At 67.0% G+C, this 18,528-nt stretch carries 19 protein-coding genes and 1 tRNA gene; 17 read left to right on the forward strand and 3 right to left on the reverse strand.

Annotation, left to right across the window (positions count from 1 at the left end):
• Positions 1-87: 87 nt before the first annotated feature.
• The 5 genes from ACN20X_RS21405 to ACN20X_RS21425 all read left to right on the forward strand — a co-directional run bounded on the left by ACN20X_RS21405 (position 88) and on the right by ACN20X_RS21425 (position 5,732).
• Positions 88-2,142, forward strand: coding sequence for a TonB-dependent receptor plug domain-containing protein (locus ACN20X_RS21405; RefSeq protein ID WP_016453309.1), 2,055 nt, complete (start codon positions 88-90; stop codon positions 2,140-2,142).
• 132 nt (positions 2,143-2,274) lie between these two features.
• Positions 2,275-2,826, forward strand: a complete 552-nt coding sequence (locus tag ACN20X_RS21410; RefSeq protein ID WP_016448340.1) for a DUF2478 domain-containing protein — start codon at positions 2,275-2,277, stop codon at positions 2,824-2,826.
• Between the two features lie 5 nt (positions 2,827-2,831).
• Positions 2,832-3,893, forward strand: a complete 1,062-nt coding sequence (locus ACN20X_RS21415) for an iron ABC transporter substrate-binding protein (RefSeq protein ID WP_016453310.1) — start codon at positions 2,832-2,834, stop codon at positions 3,891-3,893.
• Entirely contained in the window at positions 3,893-4,906 is a 1,014-nt protein-coding gene (locus ACN20X_RS21420; protein WP_016453311.1) for a FecCD family ABC transporter permease, read from the forward strand. The genes ACN20X_RS21415 and ACN20X_RS21420 overlap by 1 nt, the downstream gene beginning before the upstream one ends.
• Positions 4,899-5,732 (forward strand): ABC transporter ATP-binding protein, encoded by an 834-nt coding sequence (locus ACN20X_RS21425; RefSeq protein ID WP_046985783.1) that lies wholly within the window; start codon positions 4,899-4,901, stop codon positions 5,730-5,732. The genes ACN20X_RS21420 and ACN20X_RS21425 overlap by 8 nt, the downstream gene beginning before the upstream one ends.
• On the opposite strand, the gene ACN20X_RS21430 is transcribed toward ACN20X_RS21425, so the two are convergent.
• Positions 5,668-6,516, reverse strand: a complete 849-nt coding sequence (locus ACN20X_RS21430) for a hypothetical protein (RefSeq protein WP_227469514.1) — start codon at positions 6,514-6,516, stop codon at positions 5,668-5,670. The two genes, ACN20X_RS21425 and ACN20X_RS21430, sit on opposite strands and share 65 nt — an antisense overlap.
• A 450-nt stretch (positions 6,517-6,966) precedes the next feature.
• On the opposite strand from ACN20X_RS21430, the gene ACN20X_RS21435 reads away from it, so the two are divergent.
• The 8 genes from ACN20X_RS21435 to ACN20X_RS21470 all read left to right on the forward strand — a co-directional run bounded on the left by ACN20X_RS21435 (position 6,967) and on the right by ACN20X_RS21470 (position 14,231).
• Positions 6,967-8,799, forward strand: coding sequence for a nitrite/sulfite reductase (locus tag ACN20X_RS21435; protein WP_016453314.1), 1,833 nt, complete (start codon positions 6,967-6,969; stop codon positions 8,797-8,799).
• 28 nt (positions 8,800-8,827) lie between these two features.
• Positions 8,828-9,211 carry a DUF934 domain-containing protein gene (locus ACN20X_RS21440; protein WP_016453315.1) on the forward strand — a complete coding sequence of 128 codons (384 nt, stop codon included), beginning with the start codon at positions 8,828-8,830 and terminating at the stop codon, positions 9,209-9,211.
• A gap of 1 nt (position 9,212) precedes the next feature.
• The gene (locus ACN20X_RS21445) at positions 9,213-9,971 is read left to right on the forward strand and encodes a phosphoadenylyl-sulfate reductase (protein WP_013801647.1); all 759 of its coding nucleotides are present in this window, start codon (positions 9,213-9,215) and stop codon (positions 9,969-9,971) included.
• Positions 9,972-10,011: 40 nt separating this feature from the next.
• Positions 10,012-10,944, forward strand: coding sequence for a sulfate adenylyltransferase subunit CysD (cysD, locus tag ACN20X_RS21450; RefSeq protein ID WP_016448348.1), 933 nt, complete (start codon positions 10,012-10,014; stop codon positions 10,942-10,944).
• Positions 10,944-12,311, forward strand: coding sequence for a sulfate adenylyltransferase subunit 1 (locus ACN20X_RS21455; RefSeq protein ID WP_016453316.1), 1,368 nt, complete (start codon positions 10,944-10,946; stop codon positions 12,309-12,311). The genes cysD and ACN20X_RS21455 overlap by 1 nt, the downstream gene beginning before the upstream one ends.
• A gap of 165 nt (positions 12,312-12,476) precedes the next feature.
• A complete protein-coding gene (gene fdxA, locus ACN20X_RS21460) occupies positions 12,477-12,806 on the forward strand; it encodes a ferredoxin FdxA (RefSeq protein WP_012206456.1) in 330 nt (109 codons plus the stop codon).
• A gap of 13 nt (positions 12,807-12,819) precedes the next feature.
• Positions 12,820-13,872, forward strand: coding sequence for an NAD(P)/FAD-dependent oxidoreductase (locus ACN20X_RS21465; protein WP_473209869.1), 1,053 nt, complete (start codon positions 12,820-12,822; stop codon positions 13,870-13,872).
• Between the two features lie 71 nt (positions 13,873-13,943).
• Positions 13,944-14,231 carry a hypothetical protein gene (locus ACN20X_RS21470; RefSeq protein ID WP_016448351.1) on the forward strand — a complete coding sequence of 96 codons (288 nt, stop codon included), beginning with the start codon at positions 13,944-13,946 and terminating at the stop codon, positions 14,229-14,231.
• A 48-nt stretch (positions 14,232-14,279) separates the two neighbouring features.
• Here ACN20X_RS21470 and asd read toward each other — a convergent pair whose 3' ends face one another.
• Positions 14,280-15,134 carry an archaetidylserine decarboxylase gene (gene asd, locus ACN20X_RS21475; protein WP_034347821.1) on the reverse strand — a complete coding sequence of 285 codons (855 nt, stop codon included), beginning with the start codon at positions 15,132-15,134 and terminating at the stop codon, positions 14,280-14,282.
• A gap of 452 nt (positions 15,135-15,586) precedes the next feature.
• On the opposite strand from asd, the gene infA reads away from it, so the two are divergent.
• Together infA and ACN20X_RS21485 are read left to right on the forward strand one after the other, a co-directional pair.
• Positions 15,587-15,835: a translation initiation factor IF-1 gene (gene infA / locus ACN20X_RS21480; protein WP_012206460.1), complete on the forward strand. Its 249-nt coding sequence runs from the start codon at positions 15,587-15,589 to the stop codon at positions 15,833-15,835.
• Between the two features lie 60 nt (positions 15,836-15,895).
• Positions 15,896-15,972, forward strand: a tRNA-Pro gene (locus ACN20X_RS21485).
• Positions 15,973-16,065: 93 nt separating this feature from the next.
• Here the strand turns inward: ACN20X_RS21485 and trhA are convergent.
• Entirely contained in the window at positions 16,066-16,719 is a 654-nt protein-coding gene (gene trhA, locus ACN20X_RS21490) for a PAQR family membrane homeostasis protein TrhA (protein WP_473209870.1), read from the reverse strand.
• A gap of 204 nt (positions 16,720-16,923) precedes the next feature.
• Here trhA and ACN20X_RS21495 point away from each other — a divergent pair, with 204 nt between their 5' ends.
• Complete coding sequence (locus ACN20X_RS21495; protein ID WP_473209871.1) at positions 16,924-17,343, forward strand: CopG family transcriptional regulator; 420 nt, start codon at positions 16,924-16,926, stop codon at positions 17,341-17,343.
• A 10-nt stretch (positions 17,344-17,353) separates the two neighbouring features.
• On the forward strand, positions 17,354-18,463 hold the full coding sequence (locus ACN20X_RS21500; protein WP_473209872.1) for an extracellular catalytic domain type 1 short-chain-length polyhydroxyalkanoate depolymerase: 1,110 nt from the start codon (positions 17,354-17,356) through the stop codon (positions 18,461-18,463).
• Positions 18,464-18,528: the final 65 nt, after the last annotated feature.

An 18,528-nucleotide genomic window follows, 5' to 3' on the forward strand; every position in this document is an offset into this window, starting at 1 on the left:
ATCAGTATATATCGCTAGAATCCGGAACCTGTTTTCAAAAGGAAACAACCAGCCGCCCCGCGTCCACTCACACAACCACCGAAAATCGTGCCTCTCCAGCCCCGCTACAGCGCCCCAGCCTCCTCCCCTGCCTTCCGCCTGCAATCCACGCTGGCTCACGCCCTGCTGCTTGCGGGCCTGGCCGCCAGCACCCAGGCACAAGCCCAATCGGGCACGTCTGCAGCACAGTCTTCGCAGACCTTCCAGCTGGGCACGGTCGATGTGCGCGATGATCGTGAAGAGCGCGACGCCATATCTAACTATGAACAACGAACGGACGCCGCCGAGATGCGCCGGCGCAATGCAGACACCGTGGCCGATGCCGTGCGCCTGCTGCCGGGCGCCACGCTGTCGCGTAACAATCGCAACGAGGAAATGATCTACCTGCGCGGCTTCGATCCGCGCCAGGTGCCGGTCTTCGTGGACGGCGTGCCGCTGTACGTGCCCTATGACGGCTATGTGGACTTCGGCCGCTTCACCACGTTCGACCTGTCCGAGATCCGCGTGGCCAAGGCTGGCGCCTCGCTGATGTATGGCCCCAATACGCTGGGCGGCGCCATCAACCTGGTCACGCGCAAGCCGGTCAAATCCGTCGAGGGCGATGCGCGCATCGGCGCAGGCGCAGGCGGCGAACGCAAGGCCGCCGTGAACCTGGGCGGCAATCTGGGCTCCTGGTACTACCAGCTTGGCGCCTCCTACCTGGACGCGGACAGTTTTCCGCTGCCCAAGGGCTTCAAGGACTTCAAGAAGCAGCCCACCGACACGGGCAACTACCGCGACAACGCCTACCGCACGGACAGGCGGCTGTCGTTCAAGCTGGGCCTCACGCCCAATGCCACGGACGAATACGCGCTGGGCTATGTGCGCCAGGAAGGCGAGAAGGGCAACCCCGTGTACACCGGCAGCGCCACGGGCAAGAACGTCATCCGCTACTGGCGCTGGCCCTATTGGGACAAGGACAGCGTGTACTTTCTGAGCACCACGCGCATCAATGCCGACAACCTGCTCAAGACACGCATCTACCACGACACCTACCAAAACGGCCTGGACATGTACACGGACGCGAGCTACTCGCGCCATGACCCCACCAGCAGCTACAAGGACATGAGCCAGGGCGCCAGCGTCGAGTGGGCCAACTACAGTTTCAAGGGCCATGCGCTGCGCCTGGGCGCGCACTACAAGATCGACGAGCACACCGACGCTGCCTCGGCCAAGGACCCCAGCAAGCACTACCGCGACGTGACGCGCTCCCTGGTGGTCGAGGACACGATCTCCCTGGCCGAGCGCTGGAGCCTGAACCTGGCGCTCAGCCACGACCAGCGCGATGCGCGCGAGGTCTACCAGTGGCCCACGGGCTCGGCCAGCGCCACCAATGGCGTGGCCAAGCTCGGCTATGCGCTGGGCGGTGGCAGCGAGGCGTATTTCATCGCCTCGCACAAGACGCGCTTTCCCACCATCAAGGACCGCTACTCGGCACGCATGGGCACGGCCCTGGCCAACCCCGACCTGCAGCCCGAGACCGCCAACCACCTGGAGCTGGGCGTCAGCGGCTCACCCTGGCAGGGCGGCCAGGGCCAGGCCGCGCTGTTCTACAGCCGCGTGCGCAACCAGATCCAGACCGTGGTCGTGGCCTCGGCCGAATGCGGCGGCACCACCTGCAACCAGGCGCAGAACGTGGGGCGCACGCGCAACATCGGCATGGAGCTGTCCCTGGCCCAGCAACTGTCGGCGCAATGGGGCGTGAACGCCGGCTACACCTACCTGAACCGCCGCAACACCAGCGACTCCAGCATCACGCTGACCCACACGCCGCGCCACCGCCTGCTGGCCGGTGTCCAGTGGCGTCCGCTGGCGCAGTGGGAATTCAATGCTGAGGTCGAGACCGAGAAGGGCCGCTACGTGCCGCTGTCGGGCAGCGGCCAGCTGCAGACGCTCAAGCTGCCCGGCTACGGCATTGCCAACCTGCGTGCACGCTACAAGCCGCGCAGCGACATCACCGTGGACTTTGGCGTGGCCAATATCGGCGACAAGTGGTACCAGTTCGATGACGGCCTGCCCATGCCGGGCCGCAGCTGGTATGTCAACCTGGGCTATCGCTTCTGAGGAGCGGACCTGGCGCGAAGCGCCCGCCCACGTCTGCCTGCGCTCCGGGTCCAGCCAAGCTGCCCATGGTCAACGACACCGGGGTCGGGCAGGAGTACAACAGCCCCATTGATACGCATCAACCTGCATGCCATGAACCCGCCCTTCACCACCCTGCCCCTGGCCGCCCTGGTCCATCCCGACGACGAGCATGCAATGGAGCTGCTGCTCGAACGCGTGGCACGCCGCCTGCAAGGCGCGGGCTGGCGCGTGGGCGGCCTGGTGCATCGCCAGGACCGCTATGCCAACGGCAACAAGCGCATGCAGCTGTTCGACCTGCGCAGTGACCGCCAATTCGAGCTGTCCCAGGACCTGGGCTGCGCCTCGCGCGCCTGCAGCCTCAACCCCCAGGCCCTGGCCCAGGCCAGCGCCGTGCTGCGCCAGGCGCTGGACGATGGCGTGGATCTGGTGGTGATCAACCGCTTCGGCATCGTCGAGGCCTCGGGCCAGGGCTTTGCCGCCGAATTCGCGGCCTTTGTCGAAGCCGGCACGCCCGTGCTCACGGCCGTCGCGGCCCGCCATCTTGAAGACTGGCGCAGGTACACCGGCAGCCTGCATGCCGAGCTGGCAGCCGATGAGGTGCAGATCGAGCAATGGTGCCAGGCACAGCTTGAGCGCCGTGGCTGCGCCAGCCCCATCCCCTGACTTTCATGACCGATCTTCTGTTCACCCGCCGCCGCTGGCTGGGCCAGGCCATGGCGGCACTGGCCTCATCGGCGCTTGTTCCCGGCCATGCCCAGGCAACCACGATTGCCGCCCGCATGGGACAGATGCCGGACCCTGCCAGGCTGCGCCGCGTATTCGCGGCCGGCCCCCCCGCAGGCGTGCTGGTGGCCACGCTGGCACCGCACAAGCTGCTGGGCTGGCCCCAGCAGCTGGACGATGTCTCGCGAGCCTATCTGGGGCCCACGCTGCAGGCGCTGCCGCACCTGGGCCGCCTGTCCGGGCGCGGCAGCACCATGCCGCTGGAGTCGCTGCTGAAGCTGCAGCCCGACCTGGTGCTGGACGCCGGCACGGCCGATGCCACCTATATCTCGGCCACCGAGCGGCTGGCGCGCCAGACCGGCCTGCCCTGCGTGCTGATCCAGGGCTCGCTGGCCGACCACGCACGCCAGTTGCGCGAGGTCGGCGCCCTGCTGGGCGAGGCCGCACGTGGCGAAACCCTGGCCCGCCATGCCGATGCCGTGGCGGCGCTGGCGCAGCGTGCCACCCAGGGCCTGGCACCGGCCGAGCGCCCGCGCGTACATTTCGCGCGCAGCGCCAATGGGCTGGAAACAGGGTTGGCTGGCTCCATCAATGTGGAAGCCGTCGAATATGCGGGCGGGCGCAATGTGGCCGCCGATGCAGGGCGTGGCGGGCTCACGCGCGTGTCCATGGAGCAGATCCTGGCCTGGGACCCGCAGGTCATCGTCACGCAGGAACCCGGCCTTGCCGAGCGCATGCGCCAGGACCCGCTGTGGCGCGGCGTGGCCGCCGTGCGCTCGGGCCGCGTGCACTGCGCGCCGGTCTGGCCCTTCGGCTGGCTGGATGGTCCGCCCGGCGTCAACCGGCTGATCGGTGTGCGCTGGCTGCTGGAAAAACTCCACCCGCAGGCGCCGGCCCTGCAGGGACTGCCGCCGTTGGAACGCGAGGTGCGCGACTTCTACCGCCTGTTCTACGGCGCCGACCTGTCGCCCGCAGCGCTGGGCAGGCTGATGGAGACTGCGCGTTGATGCCTGCCACAGGCCGCCGCCTGGGGTGGGTGCTCGCACTGGCCTTGCTGGCCGCCGTGCTGCTGTGGGCACTGGCGGTGGGTCAGTTCTCCATCGCGCCGCAGCAGCTATGGCAGTCGCTTCTGGCGCGCGCCACGGGCACTGCCTCACCCTTGTCCGCCAGCGCCGAGACCGTGCTCTGGAACATCCGCCTGCCGCGCATCGCCGCAGGCCTGGCCGTGGGCGCCACGCTGGCGGCGGCAGGCGCAGCCTACCAGGGCATGTTCCGCAACCCGCTGGTCTCGCCCGACATCCTGGGCGTCTCGGCCGGTGCCGGCCTGGGCGCGGTGCTGGGCATCTTCCTGGGTTGGTCCATGGCGGCCGTTCAGGCTCTGGCCTTTGGCGGCGGGCTGGCCGCCGTGGCCGTGGTGGTGGCCATCAGCACCAGCGTGCGCCGCCATGACCCGGTGCTGGTTCTGGTGCTGGCCGGCATTGCGCTGGGCGCGCTGCTGGGCGCGGGCATTGCCTTGGTCAAGACGCTGGCCGATCCCAATACGCAGCTGCCATCCATCACCTTCTGGCTCATGGGCGGCCTGAGCGCCGTGACCCTGCCCGAGCTGGGTGCCACGGCACCCGTGATGCTGTGCGCCCTGCTGCCCCTGATGCTGCTGCGCTGGCGCATCAACCTGCTGGGCCTGCCCGACGAGGAGGCGCTGGCCCTGGGCGTGCCCGTGGCACGCCTGCGCCTGCTGCTGGTGGCCTGTGCCACGCTGGGCACGGCGGCGGCCGTGTCGCTGGCCGGCATCGTCGGCTGGGTGGGGCTGGTGGTGCCGCATGTGGCGCGCCTGCTGGTCGGCCCCAATTTCGTGCGCCTGCTGCCGGCCTCGGCGCTGCTGGGCGCGGGCTTCGTGGTGGCGGCCGACACCCTGGCGCGCAGCGCGGCACGCATCGAGCTGCCGCTGGGCATTCTCACGGCCCTGGTCGGCGCGCCCTTCTTTCTCTACCTGCTGTCGCGCACGGGGCGCAATGACTGAAGTGCAGGCCCCACCCGTGCTGCAGACGCTGGCCCTGGCCACGGGCCATGGGCGCCGGCGCGTCAGCCAGGGGCTGGACCTGGCCATCACCGCAGGCGAGGTGCTGTGCCTGCTGGGCCCCAACGGCTGCGGCAAGACCACGCTGTTCCGCACCGTGCTGGGCCTGCTGGCGCCGCTGGCCGGAGAGGTGCGCGTGCAGGGCCAGCCCGTGCACAGCTGGCCGCGTGCCGAGTTTGCGCGGCGCGTGGGCTATGTGCCCCAGGCTCAGGCCGGCGTCTTCGGCTTCGAAGCGCTGGACATGGTGCTCATGGGCCGTGCCGCGCGCCTGCCTGCGCTGGCACGGCCTTCAAGTGCCGACCGTGCCCTGGCGCTGGGCTGCCTGGAGCAGTTGGGCATCGCCCATTTGGCGCTGCGTCCCTACACCGAGCTGAGCGGCGGCGAGCGCCAGCTGGTGCTGATCGCACGCGCCCTGGCCCAGGAGCCCGCGCTGCTGGTCATGGACGAGCCCACGGCCAGCCTGGACTTCGGCAACCAGATCCGCGTGCTGGACCAGATTGCCGCGCTGCGTGCACGCGGCATGGCCGTGCTGCTGTCCACCCACCAGCCCGAGCATGCGCTGCAGGTGGCCGACCGCATCGCCCTGCTGGGCCGCGGCGGCCTGCAGGCCTGCGGTGCGGCGGCGCAAGTGGCGACACCGGCCGCGCTCGCTGCGCTCTATGGGGTGAGCGAGGCGGCGGTGGCGGCGCGGCTGCCGGCAATCCCTAAGGTCTGGGCGGGCGCCACTTCCAGCACGGCGGCGGCGTCAAGGGCCGGCCTGCATCCTTGAGCAAGCGCTGCAGCAATTGCTGCTCGCTGTGGATGGAAGGATCGGCCAGCAGCCGGGCAAACCGGGCTCCTCCGTCCTGCATGCCGAGCGGGGCGGACGCTTGCATCAGCCACTCCAACTGGCGGCGCCGGGCCTGGGCCGCGGCGCGCTCGGTCGGGGTTTTGGCCAGCCGGCGTTGAATCGCCAGCCCAAAGCCCTCGTCCAGCACGGTCGATGAGCGCTGCGTCAGCAGGTGGGCTACATGCAGGCAGTCGGCCTCGCGCGCCGGGGTTTTGCCCATCGCTTCGGGTTTGCAGGTATCCAGCAGCGTCTTGTAGCCCGTCAAGGGAAAGGCTGTCCAGATACCTATTGCAGTGATCACCGCGCCTTCCTCGAGCCGGTAGTTCGGACTGCCACCCAGCGCCTGCAGCTCCTGTGCCGTGGGCGGATGGCGCAGCAAAGCGGACTGCATCCAGCGCACGCCGTCATACATGTGCAGGTCCGCGTAGCGGCTTTCGCGCGCTGCAACCAGCAGTTCCTGCGGTCCCAGCGCCTGCTGCATCAGCGCAGAGAAATTGCTGGGCTCCAGCGCCAGCCAGCGGCGGGCAGCCTCGGAGCGCACTTCGCCTTCGTCCTCAGGGGCCTTGGAGGCCAGCAGTTGATAGGCCAGCGCATCCTGCCCTGCCCGCTCCAGCGCGTCCTGGCGCCAGCCCTCGGCCTGGCTGACAGCGCTTTTGTCGCGGGGCGACAGATTGATCAGGATGGCCGCAAAGGCCAGATCGCGCCCGCTGCCGGAACCGGCCAACTGCGCCGCCACGCGATGCAGATACGCATCCCAGGCTGATTCCCGTGCGGAATCGTCGGATTCAGGCGTGTCAGCTGTGTGCGCTGCTGACAACGGGGACGGCGGCGGTGCCGGCTTCTGGGCCTGCGCCTGAGCAGCAGTTGCCAATGCCAAGGCCAGCCCGATGGCGGCACAACGGTTTCGCATTCTGAAATCCTCCCTCTGGCCGGAAAGCATATCGGCCACTCATGCGTTTGACATGCCCAGCCCCACAAAGCCTGCTGCCATTCACTTATATCCATATCCACATACTTGCAGGACAAAACAATCGTTTGCTTCTATAAGGCCATTGCTTACATTTCCGTCCATGCAGGGTTCTGCGCGCGTTTCCCGCAAGTGCCTCGGTGCCACGCAATGAACCCCTGCACCGCCGCCACTGGCGGCAGTCGAAGACCCCACATCCGAAGCGCCATGTACCAATACACCGAATTCGACAAACAGTTCATCCGCCTGCGCGCCGAGCAGTTCCGTGACCAGCTCGAACGCTGGCAGGCCGGCAAGCTCTCGGAGGATGAGTTCAAGCCCCTGCGCCTGCAAAACGGCTGGTATGTGCAGCGCTACGCGCCCATGCTGCGCGTGGCCGTTCCCTATGGCGAGCTGTCCAGCGCCCAGCTGCGCGTGCTGGCCCGCGTGGCCCGCGAGTACGACCAGCCCGACGCCGCCCTGCTGGCCGAGGCCCGCGCCACCCAGGCCAAGCTGGGCGACATTCCCCTGCACGACGGCCGCCGCATCGGCTCCGACCTGAAGTTCGGCTACGGCCACTTCACCACGCGCACCAACGTGCAGTACAACTGGATTCCGCTGTCCAAGGCCGCCGACGTGATGGACCTGCTGGCCAGCGTGAACCTGCACGGCATCCAGACCAGCGGCAACTGCATCCGCAACATCAACAGCGACGCGCTGGCGGGCATTGCCATCGACGAGATCGCCGACCCCCGCCCCTTCACCGAAATCCTGCGCCAGTGGAGCACGCTGCACCCCGAGTTCAGCTTCCTGCCGCGCAAGTTCAAGGTCTCCATCAGCGGCGCCGAGGAAGACCGCGCCGCGCTGGGCTGGTACGACGTGGGCCTGCAGTTGCTCAAGAACGAGGCTGGCGAGCTGGGCTTCAAGGTGCGCGTGGGCGGCGGCATGGGCCGCACGCCCACCATCAGCCCGGTGCTGCGCGAGTTCCTGCCCTGGAACCAGCTGATGAACTACCTGGAAGCCGTGATCCGCGTCTACAACCGCTACGGCCGCCGCGACAACGCCTGGAAGGCGCGCATCAAGATCCTCGTGAAGTCCGAGGGCCAGAACTTCATCGACCAGGTCGATGAGGAATTCCGCCAGATCGTCGAGGTCGAGGGTGGTCCCCACACCATCACGCAAGCCGAGTACGACCGCGTGGCCGCCAATTTCCGCGAGCCCGAGCTGGACCTGTCGCCCGCCAATGCCGAGGCCGAGACCCTGGCCCTGCTCCGCACGGCCGCCGAGGAAGACAAGGACTTCGGCCGCTGGCTGATCAGCAACGTGCGCCCGCACCGCCACCCGCAACTGCGCGCCGTGCTGCTGTCGTTCAAGCGCCTGGGCTACGCGCCCGGCGACGCCACGGCCGACCAGATGGATGCCGCCGCCGCGCTGGCCGACCAGTTCTCGGCCGGCGAGATGCGCGTCACCCACGAGCAGAACCTGCTGCTGCCCTGGGTGCGCCGCGACCAGCTGCCCCAGCTGTACAAGGCGGCCAAGGCCCTGGGCCTGGCCAAGCCCAACATCGGCCTGCTGACCGACATGATCGCCTGCCCCGGCGGCGACTTCTGCTCGCTGGCCAATGCACGCTCCCTGCCCATTGCCGAGGCCATCACCGAGCGCTACCAGGACCTGGACGAGCTGTGGGACCTGGGCGAGATCGACCTGCACATCAGCGGCTGCATCAACAGCTGCGGCCACCACCACAGCGGCCACATCGGCATCCTGGGCGTGGACAAGGACGGCAAGGAGTGGTACCAGATCACGCTGGGCGGCGCCGACGGCTCCCACCTGTCCGGCCCGGCCACGCCCGGCAAGATCATCGGCCCCTCGTTCAGCGCCGCCGAAGTGCCCGGCGTGATCGAGGCCCTGCTGGCCACCTACCGCGAACAGCGCCAAAGCGAAGGCGGCCGTTTCGAGACCTTCATCGCCACCGTGCGCCGCGTGGGCATCGAACCGTTCAAGGCCGCCGGCAATGCAGCCCGCCACCCCGCCAAGCACACCGAGGAAGCGGCCGCCTGACCCCAGGTGAGAGCCGCAGGAGATCCCCATGAAAATCATCGCCGCCCACGAGCACCAAAGCCCGGCCGAAGGCCAGCAGACTGTCATCGCCCCGGCCAATGACGCCGACCCCTTCACGCTGGACCTGACCGGCGTGCAGCGCATCGACCTCAACTTTCCCAAGTTCACCGACGGCCGCGCCTTCAGCCAGGCCCGCCTGCTGCGCAAGCGCCTGGGCTTCCAGGGCGAAATCCGCGCCACGGGCGACGTGCTGATCGACCAGCTGGTGCAGATGCAGCGCTGCGGCTTCGACGTGGCCGTGCTGCGCGAAGGCGTGGACATCTCCGATGCCCAGCGCCAGCTGGACCGCTTCCACGGCTTCTACCAGGGTGATGCCGTCCATCCCGAGCCTCACTTCGTCAAGGCGGCCTGACATGGGTGCGCAAAGCTTTCTGTCGCGACAGGCATCGGCCAAGGCCACCGAGGTCAACGGCCGTGCCAGCAGCGGCTTTGCCGACAAGCTGGCCGCCACCGAGGCCTTGCTGCGCGAGGCAGCGGCGCTGGGCGCCGAGGCCGTGACGCAGGCCTCCAGCCTGGGCGCCGAGGATGTGGTGATCACCGACATCATCCACCGCCTGGGCCTGGACATCCCCGTCTTCGTGCTGGACACCGGCGCGCTGCACACCGAGACCCTGGCCCTGCTGGAGCGCACCCAGTCGCTGCCCGGCCTGAGCGTCAAGGTCTACCGGCCGCAGCTCGAATCGGTGATCCACTTCATCCGCGACAACGGCCAGGACGCCATGTACCGCAGCATCGAGCTGCGCAAGGCCTGCTGCGGCGTGCGCAAGATGGAGCCGCTGGCGCGTGCGCTGGCCGGCAAGAGCGCCTGGATCACGGGCCTGCGCCGCGAGCAGTCCAATGCCCGCGCCGACGTGCCCGCCGTGGACCGCAGCGAGGTCGAGACCAAGGGCCTGACCAAGTTCAACCCGCTGACCGACTGGACCCAGGGCGATGTCTGGCACTACATCGCCAGCCATGGCGTGGACTACAACCCGCTGCACGACCAGTTCTATCCCAGCATCGGCTGCGCACCCTGCACGCGCGCCGTCAGCCTTGGCGAAGACTTCCGCGCCGGCCGCTGGTGGTGGGAGGACGAAGCGGCCAAGGAATGCGGGCTGCACGCCAAGAAGTGAAACGACAGCGTTTGACACCGATTTGATTGGAAACCAAGAAATGAACGCCCGTGTGGACACCTCCGTGCTGAGCCATCTCAGCAACCGCCACCTCGACGCCCTTGAAGAGGAAACCATCTTCGTGCTGCGCGAAGTGGCCGCCGCCTTCGAGCGCCCCGCCCTGCTGTTTTCGGGCGGCAAGGACTCGCTGGTCATGCTGCGCTGCGCCGAAAAGGCCTTCGGCAAGGGCCGCATCCCCTACCCGTTGCTGATGATCGACACCGGCCACAACTTCCCGGAAGTGACCGATTTCCGCGACCTGCGCGCCAAGGAGCTCGGCGCCGAACTCATCGTGCGCAGCGTCGAGGACTCCATGGCACGCGGCACCGTGCGCCTGGCCCATCCGGGCGAAAGCCGCAACGTGCACCAGTCGGTGACGCTGCTGGAGGCCATCGATGAATTCCGCTTCGACGCCCTGATCGGCGGCGCGCGCCGCGACGAGGAAAAGGCCCGCGCCAAGGAACGCATCTTCAGCCACCGCGACAGCTTCGGCCAATGGCAGCCCAAGGCACAGCGCCCCGAACTGTGGACGCTGTTCAACACGCGTCTGGCGCCCGGCGAGCACTTCCGCGTGTTCCCCATCAGCAACTGGACCGAACTCGACGTGTGGCAATACATCGAGCGCGAGCAGATCGCCCTGCCCAGCATCTACTACACGCACAAGCGCGAAGTGGTGGAACGCCGCGGCCTGCTGGTGCCCGTGACCGAACTCACACCGCCGCGTGACGGCGAGGAAGTCGTGGTGCGCGACGTGCGCTTTCGCACCGTGGGCGACATCACCTGCACCTGCCCCGTGGAAAGCGATGCCGCCACGGCGGCCGACATCGTGCTCGAAACCCTGGCCGCCGATGTCAGCGAGCGCGGCGCCACACGCATGGACGACAAGACCAGCGAAGCCTCCATGGAAAAGCGCAAGAAGGACGGATATTTCTGATGACCACCGCAAGCATTGCCGCCGGCGCAGCCGTTGCGGATTCCCCCGCCACCGAGGCCTCCAACGCCTCGGCCCTGCGCTTCATCACCTGCGGCTCCGTCGACGACGGCAAGAGCACGCTGATCGGCCGCCTGCTGGTGGACACGCGTGCCGTGCTCCAGGACCAGCTCGCCGGCGTCACCAAGAGCGGCGAGACCGACCTGGCGCTGCTGACCGACGGCCTGTCGGCCGAGCGCGAGCAGGGCATCACCATCGACGTGGCCTACCGCTACTTCGCCACCGAAAGCCGCAAGTTCATCATCGGCGACGCGCCGGGCCATGAGCAGTACACGCGCAACATGGTCACCGCCGCCAGCAGCGCCGACGCCGCCGTGGTGCTGGTCGATGCCACCAAGCTCGACTGGAAGAACCCGCAGCTCACCCTGCTGCCGCAGACGCGCCGCCACAGCCTGCTGGCCCACCTGCTGCGCGTGCACTCGCTGGTGTTTGCCGTCAACAAGCTCGACGCCGTCGAAGACCCGCAACTGGCCTTCGTCCACATCCGTGGCGCGCTGCAGCGCTTCACGGCCGAGGCCGGCATCGCCTCCGCGGCCACCGTGCCCGTCTCGGCCCTCAAGGGCTTCAACGTGGTCAACGCCGAGCCCGGCTGGGCCGGCTACGACGGTCCCAGCCTGCTGCAACTGCTGGAGCAGTTGCCCAACACGCCGACCGACACCGGCCTGGCGCTGGCCTTCCCCGTGCAGTGGGTGGAGAAATTCTCGTCCTCGGCCGATACCAGCCAGGGCCGCCGCGTGTTCTGGGGCCGCGTGGCCGCAGGCCGCGCACGCGTGGGCGACGCCGTGCAGATCCTGCCCAGCGGCCAGCAGGCCGTGATTGCCCAGGTGCTGGACCATGCCCGCGTTCCCGGCTCCATCGACGCAGGCCTGTCGGCCGGCATCACGCTGGACCGCGAGGTCGATGTCTCGCGCGGCGACTGGATCGTCGCCGCCCCGGTGGCTGCGGCAGCAGTGGCAGACGACGACTTCGATGCCCCCGGGACACAGCCGGCATGGCCCAGCCAGCGCGAGCTGACCGCCACCGTGGCCTGGATGGACGAGCAGCCGCTGGTCCCCGGCCGCACCTACCTGGCGCTGCACGGCCACCGCTGGATCAAGGCCAAGGCCCGCCGCGTGGTGCACCGCCTGAACATCCACACGCTGGCCCAGGAAGAGGCCACCCAGCTGGAGCCCAACGCCATCGGCCGCGTGGAGCTGCTGCTGCAGGAAAGCATTCCCGCGGCGCCCTTCGCCCAGGCCCGCCAGCTGGGTGCGCTGATCCTCGTGGACACGGCCAGCCACGCTACCGCAGGCGCTGCACTGCTGGATTGAGCAACTGGACAGTCCCGCTTCGCGAGCCGGCACATGCCGGCTCGTGGGCTTTCAGAAAACCGCAGCAGTCCGCGCCAGAATCTCTTGCATGTGCAGGACCGTGTTCCGAAAAATTCTAGAATCCCGGGTTGATACCGACATTCACACCGCAAATAAAAGACTCCCATGACTCACGTCGTCACCGAAAACTGCATCAAGTGCAAATACACAGATTGTGTGGATGTCTGCCCCGTGGACTGCTTCCGCGAAGGCCCCAACTTCCTCGTGATCGATCCTGACGAGTGCATCGATTGCGCCGTGTGCATTCCCGAATGCCCGGCCAATGCCATCTTTGCCGAGGAAGACGTCCCCGCCGACCAGCTCGCCTTCATCAAGCTCAATGCCGAGCTGTCGCTGGAAAAGGGCTGGAAGAGCATCACCAAGCGCAAGGCCTCGCTGCCCGACGCCGACGACTGGAACGGCAAGCCCGGCAAGCTGGACCAGCTCGAACGCTGAAGCCGCGCAGCCCATGCAAGACACCTCCGGCGCGCAACCGATCCAGACCGATGCCCTCGTCATAGGCGCAGGCCCGGCGGGCCTGTTCCAGGTGTTCCAGCTGGGGCTGCAAGGCATCCGCTGCCATGTCGTCGATGCCCTGCCCCATGTGGGCGGGCAGTGCGCGCAGCTGTACGGCGACAAGCCCATCTACGACATTCCCGGCATTCCGGTGTGCACGGGCCATGAACTGGTCCAGTTGCTGCAGCGGCAGGTCGCGCCCATGGTCGCGCAACTGCACCTTTCCCAGCAGGTCGCCCAGCTGCAGCGCATGGACGATGGCCGCTGGCTGGCGCAGACCTCGCAAGGCCTTGAACTGCATGCGCGCAGCGTCTTCATTGCGGCTGGCGTGGGCGCCTTTGTGCCCAAGGCGCTGAAGGTGCCCGGCGTGGAGCTGCTGGCTGCAGGCCAGCTCCACTACCATCCCGCCGATCTGGACATGGTGCGCGGCCGGACCGCCATCGTCCACGGTGGCGACGAAGAGGCCGTGGCCGCGGCCATTGCCTGCGCCGACAAGGCCCAGACCACCTGCCTGCTCTACCGCCGCGACGCCTTCCAGGCTTCGGCGCCATTGCTGGAGCGCCTGCAGGAGCTGCGCGACAGCGGCGCAATCCGCGTGGTGATCGGCCAGATCACGCAACTGCATGCCGACTCAGGCCTGCTGCGTGCCGTGCAGTGGATGGATGGCGAAGGGCAGGAGCATGAACTGGCGGCGCAGCAACTGGTCGTCTGCCTGGGCATCTCCCCCCGCCTGGGCCCGGTCGCCGAATGGGGCCTGGCCATGGAGCGCAAGCAGCTGCTGGTGAACCCTGCAACCCAGGCCACCGATGCGCCAGGCATCTATGCGATTGGCGACATCGTCAGCTACCCGGGCAAGCACAAGCTGATCCTGTGCGGCTTCCACGAAGCCACCATGGCGGCCTTTGCCGCCGCCGAGTACCTGCAGGGCGAGAAACCGCTGCTGCAGTACACGACGACCAGCGCACGGCTGCACGCCATCCTCGGCGTTTCCCATCCGGACGCCTGAGCTTGGTGTTCGCCGCCCGGCGACCCTACAGTTCGGCGCGGCAGTGCCGATAAGGTGGGCAGCGTCCACTCATGCACATCAAGCCTATGGTTGCCACTCTAGAAGCCCCTCCCAGCACTGCCGTCGCGCCACCGGCCGATCCGCGCAGCTTCACCTTCCAGATGCCGCTGTTCCGCCCGGGCACGCAGGTCACACAGAACGGGAAGGCCGAGAAGGTCAGCCACGTCATACTGCGCCGCCGTGAACTGATGGTCTATCTGGTCGGCCATGAAGACCCCGTCAGGCCAGAGCGGCTGAGCATCGCACCCTCGATGTTCACCACACAGCGGCGCCCTGAAGCCTTGAGCTGGATTCTTTGACAGGAAACCGGGCCTGGGCCCGGTTTTTCATCGACGATCCTTCGAGACTCAGGCCTCGCCGCGCCCGGCCATCTTCTGGCCCAGGCGCACGGACGCGGCATGTGTCCACTGCGCGTTGAAGCGCAGCCCTGCCGATGCGGGAAACAGCATGACGACGGTGGAGCCCAGCTGGAAGCGCCCCATTTCCTCGCCCTGGCCCAGGACGATGGACTGGTCGTCGTAGCGCCAGTCCTGGATGCGGCCGGGCCGCGGCGGATTGACGATGCCGTGCCACACCGTTCCCATGCTGCCCACGATGGTGGCCCCCACCAGCACCAGCACCATGGGACCGTGGTCCGTATCGAAGACGCAGACCACGCGCTCGTTGCGCGCAAACAGGCCCGGCACGCCGCGCGCCGTGACCGGGTTGACCGAGAACAGTTCGCCGGGCACATAAATCATCCGACGCAACCGGCCGGCACAGGGCATGTGGATGCGGTGATAGTCGCGCGGGCTCAGGTAAATGGTGGCGAAATGCCCGTTGTCGAACTGCCGCGCCAGCTGCGCATCGCCGCCGACCAGCGCCGTGGCGCTGTAGCTGTGCCCCTTGGCCTGGAAGATCTGCTCGCCCTCGATGGCGCCGATCTGGCTGATGGCGCCATCCACCGGACAAACCCAGTCAGCCGAAGCCAGCGGCCGCACACCGGGCTTGAGCGCCCGCGTGAAGAACTCGTTGAAGCTGGCATAGGCCGCAGGATCGGAATCGGCCGCCTCCGACATGTCCACGCCATAGCGTGCAATGAAGCGACGGATGACTGCCGTGGTCAGGTCACCCGCACGCGCCTGGGCCAGGCGCCCCATGACGGCAGTCAGCGCCTGCTTGGGCAAAAGATACTGGGAGAGAACGGCAAGTCGATCAGACATCGAGGTTTTGCTATAAAAGTAATAGAAGCTGTGGGCGGATTCTAGCCAACCCGCGACCATCGCCCCTCCTCGGCCACCGCGGCCTTCAACCCTGGCCGGACCACCCCAAAGCCTCGCGCACGTTTTTCGAGGCCATCTCATCACACGCGGATGACAAAAGCCTCGCCGTCCCAGCACGAATCCGACCTGTGTTTTGCGTACGATGGCCGCTTTGAGCACCGCCCGCACGGCGACGAATACAACACTGTAGAATCAGGAAGTTTAGGTGTTGCCGGGCTTCGTCTTTGCGACACCGTTGTGACCTGGTCCTCTGTCCGGTCTGCGCCTTTTGCGCAGAACATCCACAGCCTTTTCAGCCTGACCACGTACCCCATGTTCTGTGGGCCAGGCAAGGTTTTCGTGGTTCCGACAAATGAGTGCCGCAACCGACCCAGACCTAAGAGATTGAACACATGGCCAAAGAAGAACTGATTGAAATGCAAGGCTCCGTCACGGAAGTCCTGCCTGACTCTCGCTTTCGTGTGACGCTGGAAAATGGACACCAGCTGATCGCCTACACCGGCGGCAAGATGCGCAAGCACCATATCCGCATCCTGGCTGGCGACAAGGTATCGCTGGAGATGTCGCCCTACGACCTCACCAAGGGCCGCATCACCTTCCGCCACCTGGCCAACCGTGGCCCCGGCCCTGGATCGCGTTGAACAGAAAATTCGCACATTGCGAAAATACCCATTTTTTTGACGCTACAATAGCGTTTTAGTCGGAGCGTAGCGCAGCCTGGTAGCGCATCTGCTTTGGGAGCAGAGGGTCGCGAGTTCGAATCCCGCCGCTCCGACCAAATGATTCAAGCCCCTGGTTCGAAAGAGCCAGGGGCTTTTGTCTAACAGAATCCAAAGCGTCCAACGCAGCGCCGCCAGCACGAGCCCTCGCTTCAGGCCAGCAAACCGACCACCGCGACGGTATGGCAGGCGCTGCCGGCAACCACGAACAGGTGCCAGATGCCATGCGAATGGCGCATGCTCGAAAGGCTTCGGTAGAACACCGTTCCTGCCGAATAGAGCAGTCCGCCCGCGAGCAGCCAGGCCAGGGTCTGCGCACCGTGGTGCAAGGCCATCGGCACCGCGCCCCCCAAGCTGAGCCAGCCGAGGCTGATGTACAGGGACAGGCGCGGCGGCGAATCGAAACCAAGTGCACGTATCGCGCCCTGCAATGCGAGCGCCCATACACCGGCAAGCAAGGACCAAGCCCACAAGCCAGAGGGCGCCATCAAGGCAAAGGGCGTGTGGCTGCCGGCAATCAGCAGGTAGATGCAGGCGTGGTCGACGCGCTGCCAAAAACGCTTGCGTGCCCCGGTGCAGCCATGAAAGAGGGCCGAGGCACCGAACAGCGCCGCCAGAGAGAGGCCAAACGCCACAGAGCCCGCAATCTTGCGCGCATCGCCGCCGGCCACCGTTTCGCAGATGAGGCCCACACTGGCCACCACGCCCACGAGCAGGGCTGCCAGATGACTCCAGGTATTGAACCGCTCGCCGGGCTGGCACCAAACGCTCGTGCCGCTCGGCAAGCCTGCCTGCAAGTCTGGCATGAAGCCTCCTGTCGCATGACCAAGGAACGCCGGACGCCGTGCCCGGCTCCGCCACCTTACGGCTCAGACGTGACAGGGCAATGATTGCAACTCACACGCTGCAGCGCCGTCCGCCGGATACCCCACGACGCGCCGCGTCAAATTGCAACGCCAGGCCTTGAAACCATCCACAAACCATCCATATGGATGGCATAAGGATGTTCCATGGCCGCAAACACAACCACCTCCAACCCTCGCGTGAGCGAATCCGAGAAGCTCACCATCAATCTGGGCTATGTCGACCTGGGCCAGATCGACCTGCTGGTCGCCGAAAGCTTCTACGCCAACCGCAGCGATTTCATCCGCACAGCGATACGCAATCACCTGCGCAGCCATGCGGACGCGGTGCAACAGGTCGTCGCCCGCAAGATGCTGGTCCTGGGGATGCAGCATTTCTCCCAGGCCGATCTCATGCGGGTGCAGGCTGCCGGGGAAAAGCTGCAGATCCGCGTGTTGGGCCTGGCCAGCATCGCGCAGGACGTGTCTGCGCAGCTTGCCGCCGAAACCATCGAATCCATCACGGTGCTGGGAGCGCTCCAGGCCAGCCCCGCCGTTCGTGCCGCTCTGGCCGGCCGCATTACCTGAGAACCATTCCATGAAACAGCTTTTTCAAGACATGCTGGGCGAGGCGACACGCCTGACGCGCACCGGCCATCTGCTGGAAGCCACCGAGCTGATTCAGCGCACGCTGCGAGGCCAAAGTGCGCCCACACCCCACGACAAGCCAGCCGCAACCAGTCATCGGGATGCAGGCTGGATCGTCGATGCCGAAGCCCGCTTCATCGACGATGCTCCCGAACTCGCCGTGCCTGCGGGCTCATCGCAGGCAGGCACCTCCAGCGACGAGCAATGGCTGCTCGGCAGCTACTGTCACGGAGGCCGGCAGCTGGCCTATCGGCTGTACGTGCCGCCAGGCAGTGCCCTCGAAGCGGGACCTCGCCCGCTCATCCTCATGCTGCACGGCTGCACCCAAGGGCCGCAAGACTTCGCCGCCGGCACGCGCATGAATGACCAGGCGCGCAGCGCTGGCGTACTGGTGCTCTATCCCGAACAAACACAGCATGCAAACTCGCAAAAGTGCTGGAACTGGTTCAAGGCCCAGCACCAGCAACGGGGCCGGGGCGAGCCCGCACTGCTGGCAGGCCTCACGCGCCAGGTGATGGCCGACCATGGCGCGGACGCATCGCGGGTCTATGTCGCCGGACTTTCGGCCGGAGGTGCAATGGCGGACATATTGGGACGCACCTATCCCGAGCTGTTCGCCGCCGTGGGCGTGCATTCGGGCCTGGCCGCCGGTGCCGCGTCCAATCTGCCCTCAGCCCTCGAGGCGATGCGAAGAGGCGCAGCATCTGGCTCGGCCAGCGGCCCCAGCGTGTGTGCAGTGATCGTGTTTCATGGTGACGCGGACACCACGGTACATCACGACAACGGCGCAGCCGTCGTGCATGCTGCACGCAGCGCGCAAAGCCCCACAGGCGCACCTCGCGTCAGCCAGGGCCATGCGCCGAACCGCCAACGGTTCACCCGCTCTGCCTATATCGCAGCCGATGGCAGTACCGCCATCGAGCACTGGCAACTGCATGGCGCAGGCCACGCCTGGTCCGGCGGCAGCGCAGCGGGCAGCTACACCGCGCCGGGAGGAATCGACGCCAGCGCCGAGATGCTGCGCTTTTTCCTTTCGCACCAGCGTGCGCGCAACTGCTGATTCGGCGCCGCTGCTCGCATTCGCCAACCACATGATTTCAAAGGCTCACAAGGGTTAGGAATGGT

It is taken from the genome of Delftia sp. PX-1, from assembly GCF_055797465.1.